Annotated in this window: 4 protein-coding genes; 2 read left to right on the top strand and 2 right to left on the bottom strand. The window is 36.6% G+C overall.

From position 1 onward, the window contains the following. Positions 1 to 2,656, bottom strand: a 2,656-nt coding sequence (locus tag DB41_RS04335) for a hypothetical protein (protein ID WP_039384772.1), incomplete at its 3' end; no start/stop codon positions are given. A 962-nt stretch (positions 2,657 to 3,618) separates the two neighbouring features. Between DB41_RS04335 and DB41_RS10700 the strand changes: the two genes are divergently transcribed. After that, the gene (locus DB41_RS10700) at positions 3,619 to 6,264 is read left to right on the top strand and encodes a pentapeptide repeat-containing protein (protein WP_052243895.1); all 2,646 of its coding nucleotides are present in this window, start codon (positions 3,619 to 3,621) and stop codon (positions 6,262 to 6,264) included. 271 nt (positions 6,265 to 6,535) lie between these two features. Here the strand turns inward: DB41_RS10700 and DB41_RS04325 are convergent, their stop codons facing one another. Next, positions 6,536 to 6,796: a hypothetical protein gene (locus tag DB41_RS04325; protein ID WP_039384771.1), complete on the bottom strand. Its 261-nt coding sequence runs from the start codon at positions 6,794 to 6,796 to the stop codon at positions 6,536 to 6,538. Between the two features lie 216 nt (positions 6,797 to 7,012). Here DB41_RS04325 and DB41_RS04320 point away from each other — a divergent pair. Continuing rightward, a partial coding sequence (locus DB41_RS04320; RefSeq protein WP_039384769.1) for a transposase occupies positions 7,013 to 7,832 on the top strand: 820 nt, incomplete at its 3' end.

Genomic DNA, 7,832 nt, shown 5'->3' with positions numbered 1-7,832 from the left:
CACCTTGGGGTTTAAAGCATCTTTTCTTTGCTGTTCCTGTTTTACTGACAAAGATGACCTTGGAAATTTCTTTGTCTTTAAATCCATTCGTCACATAAATATTAATTTTTTTAGGATCTTCAAATCGACGAGAAAATCTGTCAAAGTTGATTTCATCATAAGCATCGCAAATCAATAAAATTTTGCGATCCCTTAATTGATTGGCTTGATCTCGATCCACTCCATAAAAATCCAGAGTATGTTCTAGAGCTTTATAAATAGGGTCCTTTAACTTGGGGAGGTAGGTATAAAGAGGAAAATAACTTTTATGAGAATAGTTCTTTAAAAGCTGATCCGCTAGCATTTTCATAGCAAATGTTTTCCCTGCCCCACCTTCACCTTCAAGATGAAGAGCATAAGCACTCTCATTTCTGAAAAACTCTTTTAATTCCTCTGCCAGAGGTTGCGGGTTAGAGAATTGCCGTTCGGGATCGCTAGCTTTAGGATAAATATAATAGGCTCTTTCTTTCTTAAGTTGGTCATCTTTCCTTAATTTTTCTGCAATGCGTTGCATAGTTTCAAAAAGAGGAACTTTTTTAATAGCTTCAGTGAAAAGATCGGTTAGTGGAGCAGACTCAAAAGAGGTAATTGGACTTTTATCCATTGGCAAAGCGTTTACAACTCCCTTAGCAAGCTCTCTAATCTCTTGCTGCGGATGAGTCGTGCAAGTTAATAAATAACGTTTAGTAATTTCTTGAAGTTGTGTTCTATTCCTCTCTTTCTTTAAGCTAAATGCCTCCTGGGGATTATAATTTTTCTGCGTGTCATTGGCTTGGTAAATTTGTTTAAAAAGCTGAACAGCTACTTTTTTTAACTCAAGGTCGTCTAAAGAAGCAGAAGGGGGAAAATGAAGCACTTCCCAAAGCAGATTTACAAACCCCATTAGGAAAAAGGGATGATGGAGCGTCTCTTTTTCTTGAATTCTAACATCTGTACTTAAAGCGTTAATGGCCTTGACAAAGATATGGGGATATTCAAAAAGCGTATAGCGCACTCTAAAGAGCACATTAAACCAATCCTCAGGAAACCACTTTTCTTTAACTTTTTTTACAATTCCAGGTCCCTGAAAGGCGAAAGCCTTTTGAAAATCCGCTGGAGCGTCGAAAGCAGAAGCAATATGCCAAGGTTCAAATAGGTCAACCGCATCTGCTATCTTTGCTACCGCTCTTAGGAAGTAAAAGGTACGAGAGCATACATCTTTAACGATATCTCCAGTAGTTTGGTCATCTGATATTTTGAGAAAAGAATTTTCCCCATACTTGGCAAGATAAGTCACCTCTAAGTCTTTATCTTTTGTAAATTGGCTAATCGCTTCATAGGCGTTTATATATATATCTTTGTCGACGCCTTCTATCTTCTTGATTAGCATAGCTTCAATTAGGGCAATGATTACCCTGAGGTGTTGTTTGATTAAAGAATTTTTCTTAGGTTGAGCAGTCGGCGCAAGATTATCTGTTAAAATTTTCAGCATCTTCCCAAAATGCGTAGGCTCAAGCCTTTCTAAAAACTCTGCTGACATAGAAGAAAGCTGACCAGATTTGTGAAAAGAAATTTCTAAATTATCCTGGTAGATAAATTTCTGAAAATGAACCAAAATGTCTGTCAGGGCGTGTAAAATTTTCTTATCAGTGAGAGGGTTATCCACAAAATGCGTGATCAAACTTTTGAGAATGCGAAATTGATCATACTCCTCCAACTTATCAAATAATTTGATAACTTCCTTAATCGCCTCTGCTGAAGGCTGCTGAAGCTGGGTAAAGCTATCCACCATCTTCTTAACAATCTCGTCAATTAAAGGATCTTTAGAGCCTTCGCCAGCCAGATAATTAGCCAGGTCTTGAGTATTGCGGATAGAAAACAAAGGCTCAGCTCGGGGAAGTATTTGAGAAGAAGAAATAGATAAAGACGAAGCGGCTTGCTGGAATTCCCCCGAGGCGGGAGCTACTTGTTGTGTAAACGGGGCTAAAGTAGTCAACCGTAAGCAGGGTCCTTTTGCTTCTTGAGCTAAGTTAACTTGATATTTAGAGTTAAAATTAGGTAAAACATTGTTACGGATATCTTTATATCGATAGTCCTTAAGAGGTCCTAAGTTGAGGCTAACTTGGACCGGATTTCCCTGTTCATCTTTAATATAAGCTGCGCTATTTTCCAGGTTGTCAGGGCATAGCTTTAAATAGTATTCTTTTCCCTGGTGGGTCGTGCCTTTAATTCCTATTTCTACCCTAACGGGATATTGTCGATCATAGCTTTCAGCTTCTAAATTTAACTGTTCAATGCTCTTTTCTTTAGAAACTTTTATCGCAGGATGCTGTCGAATCATCAATTCGGAAATTTGCTTTAAAGTAAATTCTTTAGGAAAATTTATATACTTAACATTCCAATAGTGAGTATGGTGCTTTATCAAATTTGAATCTTTATGTTTAACGCTCGCTATTGCATCTTTTTTTTCAGGATTTATGCTTACATCGTAGATGTATTTTGGTTTATTCGAAATCTGACCAATTAGGCGAAAAATTACTTTAGCAATAGCTTCTCCTTTTGTTGGCGGTAGATGGGTAGTTATGGTGGTAAAAGTTGTAGACTGTGGAGTGAAAATTGTAGGACTTGTGCTTGTCATAGCTTCCTCCTCATGGTTTGAAAACTAAAATTGCATCCATCTTGATTGATGGCCTGCTATTTTGTTTTTTTGAGTTTAAAAAACAACCTTCGCATCTCCATTCTTTATAATTATTTTAAATTATGCAATATTTTTTTGCCTTAAACAGCTAAGGCTCTTTAAATTTAGCTATAATCTCGCATGAAAATTTATCTCAATATTGGTGACAGGCTTTTTAAGAGTGGTTTTTTTTACCAGGCATGCCCCTATCTCTTGCCTGGTTCCATTAATTTTTTCACTAGTACTAGTCTACCCACTCTTAGCTATCTGTTGTCGACTCTAAGAGAAAAGCTCGTCTTATCTTAAAGCAAAAATCTTTATTAGAGTTTAGGTAGATTTGTTAATTAGCTGCCTACTTATTATTTAACTCATACTTGCCTTAATCAGGTCTGCGGAGTAGTGGAAGGGGGATGGCCTACCCTCATGCTTGTAACTTTCTCTTATAGCTCCCCAATCCCTCACTTTTAAGAAAAGAATTTTACTACCTTCTTCCACTGCCATTACTTCTTAAGTCCTTGAAAAGTTCAACCATTACTTAATTATACCCCTACCATCGAATATGAAAACTTTTTTAGACATTAGCTAATTAAGGTTTTTTTAATAATGTTAAGATTAATTATTTTTTCGCTTCTTAGCCATTTGCTTTTATTGTAGAAGGACCTATGGGTTTCTAGCTTTTTATGCTGCCAAAAGCCCTCCCAAGAATGAAAGGAATTCAATGAGGCCTGATGGCATAAATGGTTATGAATAAGAAAGTTCAGTGGATTTGGGTTTGACAAAATTTGTGATGAGGTAAAATATATAATATAAGTCTCACCAATCTGGGCGAGGAGGAATGAAAAAAACAAAAGAGAGTTTGTTATTTTTTTAAAGTATTCTAATAACCTGACCTTTTAATTTGGCTTTTTTTAGGAGATAGTTATATGTGTATTTCATCAAATAAAGCTCATAACATTTATCCAGCCCTTAATTCTGAATCACAAGGCTCTTATCATTTTATATTTCCCTTATTTAAAGAAATAGCGGAAAGCGAGCATCCACGCATTAAATTGGGGCCTTATGCAGAGATTAGCTCAAAAATATTTGCAAAATTGGGGGTAAAAGATCAAGGCCAAGCTAAGCTGGTTTGTAGGGAATGGAGGCAGCTTATTCAAGAAAAAGATGACGAGTTTACGCAGCAAATCTCTAATAACGGCCAATTAATGAACTCCCACAGAGTCCATTTATTTGCGGCAGATTATTTACAACAAGCTTCCGAGCTATTAGAAATCCAGTATAAGCTTCTAAAGATTGTTAAGTCTTCTAAAGATTGCTCAAAGTTGAGCGTTGCCGCAGCCAATGCGATGATGATTTTAAAAAAGACAGGCTTCTCGTTTGTAGATCAGAAACTTGAAAGAATTCAGATTCCGCATATAAGGCTTTCGCATGCGATTTTTGATGGAGCCGATTTATCAAAGGCTAATTTAAGCTATGCCAAGCTGAGAGATTGCTCATTGGCAAAGGCTAACTTATCAGAGGTTAATTTAAGCCATGCAGAGCTGAAGGATTGTTCATTGAGAAAAGCCATTTTGGATGGCGCTAATCTTGAAAATATCGAGTTTGGACATCGGCCTTATTTACAGCATTCTCATCCTGTACTTGCGGCAGCTCTCTCTCCTGATGGAAGGTATTTAGTATCCAATGATGCGGAAAAACTTTATGTTTGGGATTTAATAACTTTTCGTAAAATGTCAAGCCCAATACCTGAATGGGAGGTAAATAAACCAAAACAAAGGACCTCACTTGGGTCATCACCTTCTCCCTCTATTTCACGCATTTTTTTACTCTTCTCTCAAGATGGAAAATTTCTTTTTAGGGCTTATGGCCAGGGAAAAATCGAGATATGGGAAACTAAGTCTTTAAAAATAGTAGAGGGGGGGCAATTAAAGTTGGAAAATATGAACTCTTTTTCCTTATTTACACTTATAAAAGACGGCTTAATCCTTAGTGGAACTCGATTAAAAAGTAGGTGTACAAATATAGAGGCTGACCAAAAGGCAATTTGCCTTTGGAAAATAGACTTAAATAAGGAAGACTTTCCTCAGTTTAAGCGAGTAAAAGATATACTAATAAAAGATAATAAGATGGGAAGAGAGGGTCTAGTAGAGGAAAGGGGAAATGATATTATCTTTTCTCAGGAGAAATCGTTGTTGGCAGTTAAAATTTATCAAAGTAAATGCATAAAATTTTATTCCTTTCCGACATTAGAACTGTTAAAAGACAAGACCATCTATTTGGAAGGGAAAATAGACAATATTAGCAATATTCAGTTCACTCCCAAGGGAGACCTACTGCTCATCGTGAAAGGAGAAAAAGGGGAAGAAGTATGTGCGTGGGATAGCAAGAATAAGGAAATAATCCCACTTTTTTCTGAAAAAAGTGGGATAAGCAATTTGCAATTTTTGTCAAACAGTTCTCTTATTGCCTACTTCCTGGGTACAGACATGCTTTGCATGCGAGATAGCGCGAAGAATTATCAATTAATGGTACGAGAGCAATTCTCTACTCAGAAATCTCGTATGGCAAATATAACATTCCTTTTAACTAATAAACGCCTGCTCAGAATTTCTAATGAAAAAATTTTTATCAGAACTTTAGAAAGCTTTTATAGCAAGAAAGAAACTCCTCTTAACGCGCGCCTCCGCGCTTTACGTTTTTCTTCTAATGATGAAGCAATTTATCTTCTGAACTCGAATGGTAGGCTTTATGAATACGAATCTTCATCGGGTATGAGGCTTTTCTACAGGGCTATTTCAACCCCAGAACATGCTTTGCCTATATCTAAGCAAGACCCAGATGTTTGTGCTCTTTCCGCGCATGCACACTATATCTTAGGAATCCAGCGTCAGCAGAAAATGGCCTGTATCACTCTCTCTCAAGCTAAAAACGAGAAAGAACGCGACACGTTTAGAATGAATGATCTACTGGGATGTGCTTTATCCGAAGATAATTGCCACCTCGTAAGTGCCCATCAAAATCAATTTGAAATATGGGATATCGCTTCCAAGATACGGAAAGCTACTGTTTCTATCTCTTCTCTTAGTGGGAAAAAAATTGGTTTTGTCCTCTCCCCTAGTGTTTTTCCTATAGCCACTCTCATCACAATTGAACATGAGCTGCGTTCAGAACAAACCAAAATCTGGAAAATCGATTGGCGAACTCCTCAAGTACAACTAGCTAAAAAATTTTCGTCTATTACCAATATACGCTTTTTAGATGATTCTCGGCTCATCTTTCAGGAAAGCTGCTCCACAATCTCTATATGGGAGAGCAATGCAGATAAAGCAAATAAAATAGATTTTAATAATCGGGTGCAGAGCTTTGATCTATCTCTAGATGGTTCTCTAATGATTATTGCTGAAAAAATTATAGAATCGCCTCAGGCCTACTCATACCGCAGTATTACCAAGCTTAGCTTATGGAATATGGAACAAAAAAAGAGATTGCTCAGGAGACCCTGTCTTTTTCTACCCCAAAGGTTCGCCTTTCGCCTCATGGTAAGCTTGTGGTCTGCTGGCGTAATAATCTAGGGGGATTAAAAAAACTTTATGCATGGAAAATTGAAAAAGAACGCTTCCACTTTTTGTGGAAAATTCCTAGATGTTTAGAAGTGGAAGGATTAAGCCTGAAGAATGTCCGCAATCTGCAATTTAAGAATAAATTATTGCTTTCCCAACTTTCTAAAGGGGCAAGGAACTCTATTTCGCCAATATGCCAATAACTTCACGAAGGGTAGGAAGGTTATCTTTTTGATATGGATACTTCTTTAAATCCTTCTTTATTGCTTTGGTAAATGCAATTTCAAGCATTCGGATCTATTCTCACCGCCGCCCAAAATTCTTCTATCGTTTTGCAATGAGTGAGATTTTTTCTCTCATCTACATCGCGCATGGCTTTTTGAGTTTCAGCATTGGGGTGACCATGAGGAATATTAGGTCTAACAAAGGACATAATAAAATCACTAATAGTCATTCTTTTTTTAGCGGCTAACATTTTAATATAAGTTCTTTCGTCTTCAGAAACGTCAATGGTGACCTTTACTCTATGAGAATGAGCAGTCATATAACTCCTCCTTAAGTTCGTATCTTTATTTTATTAAGGATAATACTCATAAGCAAGCCTAAAGCTAGGAAAGCCTAAAGTTAGGAAAGTCTACGATATTTTAGTATAGCGCCCCTTTTTTAGTCCTACTCAAACTTTCAAACTCACCTTACGCACAGATGAGTTGAATAAATTATTCTAAGGGTATATTTTTTTCTTTGAAAAGAGGAGAAAAAAATGAAACTTGATCTTCTTGATATTTATACAGATTATCTTATCAGCCAAAACCAACAAGCCACAGCCACAGGGCTATCAAATCTTTTAGATGGACAGATTAGCCATGATAAAATCACCCGTTTTCTTAACAACAATTCAGGGGGATCGAAAGAACTATGGCAGTATGTTAAAAAGCAAGTGCGTCATCTAGAACAAGATAAAGGAGGTGTATTGATTATTGATGATACGATAGAAGAAAAGCCCTATACGGATGAGAACGAAATCGTCTGCTGGCACTTTTCTCATACTCAAGGAAGATGTGTAAAGGGAATTAATCTACTTTCCTGCCTTATTAGCTATGGAGATTACACTTTTCCCATCGGCTTTGAAGTAATCAAAAAAGATATGCATTTTTGCGATGTGAAAACAAAGAAAGAAAAAAGGCAGTCATCTATTACTAAAAACCAACATTTTAGAGCGCTTATCCAACAAGCAGTTACCAATCAAGTAAAGTTTGAGTATGTGCTAGCGGATAATTGGTTTGGCGCTAAAGATAATATGGAGTTTATCCATTATGAACTTAAAAAAAAATTTATATTTGGAATAAAGTCTAATCGATTAATTGCTTTTTCTGAAGAACAAAGGAAAAAAGGCCAGTATCAGAATTTAAATACGTTTAATTTCAAAGATGGAGATAAAAGGATAGTCTGGCTTAAAGAGCTAGCTTTCCCTGTAGCTTTAATCACAAAGATTTTCAAAAACGAAGACGGCTCTACAGGCATTCTCCATATTGTGACTAACGATCTAAATCATGATTCTGATCCTATCTATGAAGTCTACC

The organism is Neochlamydia sp. TUME1 (genome assembly GCF_000813645.1).
Classification (GTDB): Bacteria; Chlamydiota; Chlamydiia; order Chlamydiales; family Parachlamydiaceae; genus Neochlamydia.
The sequence above is the reverse complement of the archived record's forward strand: the minus strand, read 5'-3'. Positions and strand labels throughout refer to the sequence as shown.